The organism is Frankia sp. AiPs1, from assembly GCF_023716945.1.
GTDB lineage: Bacteria > Actinomycetota > Actinomycetes > Frankiales > Frankiaceae > Frankia.
In genome coordinates, this window is record NZ_JAMQQF010000852.1 from 1 (window position 1) to 1,794 (window position 1,794).

Sequence of the window (1,794 nt, forward strand, 5' to 3'; positions counted from 1 at the left end):
GGGGGGGGGGGGGGGGGGGGGGGGGGGGGGGGGGGGGGGGGGGGGGGGGGGGGGGGGGGGGGGGGGGGGCGGGGGGGTGGGGGGGGGGGGGGGGGGGGGGGGCCCCCCCCCCCCGCCCCGCCCGCCCCCCCCCCCCCCCCCCCCCCACGCACCGCGTCCAACCCGGTCGATCGGGAAAGTGTTCCGACCCGGCCTGCCGCAACTCGGCCGGCCGCGGCGCGACCCGCCCGGCCGCGGCCCGGCCTCAGCCGCGGACGACGATGCGGCGCGGATGCAGCACGGCCGTGGTCCGCTCGGGGTCGAGGGCGCTGAGCCGGGCGAAGTCGGCTCCGTAGCGGTCCGTCATCCGGGTGAGAACGGACTTGTCCGGGTCGGGTACGAGCTCGACGTCGGCGCGGATCTCCAGGGTGCGCCCCGGATTGGTGGGGTCGAACACGAACAGGGCGGCCACCGGGGTGCGTCGCAGGTTCGCCAGCTTCTGCCGGGTACTGATCATCGATACCTTGACCGTCGGCCCGTCGGGCAGGAACCAGACGGCCGTCGACTGGGGCCGACCGCCCGCGCCGATCGTGGTCAGGACACCGGTCAGCGGATTGTCGATCAGGTCGCGGTGGGAGGCCGGAAACTCGGCCGGCTCGGGTGTGCTCACCCCTGTATGCCTACCTCCTCCCCGCGCCCCGCGCACCGGCGGGCCGGGCACCGCCACGTGGGTGCCCGGTCCGGCCCGCGCGGCGGCTCGCCACGGCGTCGGGGTGACCTGCCGCCCTGACGCCTCAGGCGAGCGGGGACCTCACTTCTCGGGCACCTGGACGCGCCGGCCGGTGGCGGCGGACCGGGAGACCGCGTCGAGAAGCTGGTGGCGACGCAGCGCGTGGGTGAAGTCGGGCGCCACCGTGGTGCCCTCCGCGAGGTCGCGGCCGATCTGGGCGTAGGCGTGGGCGACGGCGGCGGCCGGCTGCCCGGCCAGGGCGGGGAAGGCGTCGTACGACGCCGGCGTGGTCAGCTCGGCGAGCGGCTCGCCGCCCTGGGAGCCGAGGATGATGATCTCGCCGTAGTTGAGGCTGCCGGTCGACGAGGTGACCTGCAGGTCGCCGTCGGTGCCGTTGATCTCCCACAGGAAGGCGCTGCCGCGCGGTGCCCCACCTCGCAGGTGGATGCTCGCGACAGCCCCGCCGGCGAGGGTCCCGGAGACGGCGATCTGGTCCTCGGCCGTCATCGGGACGGACGCGCCGGTCTCGGCGTTGCGGACCTGGGGCCGCCGCGTCGCGGTGGTGGCGACGAGGTCGACGAACTCCCCCAGCACGCTGGTGACGGCGTCGGTGTTGTGGCCGAACGGGATCGTCAGCATGGTGGCGCCCAGGTCGCGGTCGAGCAGGTACTCCCCGCCGGGGTGGATGACCGGTCCCCAGACGCCCCCGTTGCCCACCAGCGTCGTCGACAGCACCTCGCCCACGTACCCGTCGGCCACCAGGTCGCGCAGATAGCGCACCGCGGGGGCGAACCGCCCCTGCACACCGACGAACGAGCGCACGCCCGCGGCGGCCTCGACCAGCTCCCGGACCTCGCCCAGGCCATTGGCCAGCGGCCACTCGCACAGCACCGCCTTGCCTGCCGCCAGCGCGGGCAGGACCAGCTCGCGGTGACGCGGCACCTTCACCGAGACGACGACCAGGTCGACGTCGTCGCGACCGGCCAGCTCCTCGACGCTCCCGCTGGCCGCGGGCACGCCGTGAGCCTCGGCGGCGGCACGCGCCGACTGCGGGCTGCTGGCGGCGACCGCCCGCAGCGCGAAGC

General features: G+C 76.6%; 2 protein-coding genes. Both read right to left on the minus strand.

What is annotated here, in order from left to right:
• Nucleotides 1–244: 244 nt before the first annotated feature.
• Entirely contained in the window at nt 245–649 is a 405-nt protein-coding gene (locus ND748_RS31280) for a PPOX class F420-dependent oxidoreductase (RefSeq protein WP_251749903.1), read from the minus strand.
• A gap of 141 nt (nt 650–790) precedes the next feature.
• The coding region (locus ND748_RS31285; protein ID WP_251749904.1) for a Gfo/Idh/MocA family protein at nt 791–1,794 on the minus strand (1,004 nt) is incomplete at its 5' end.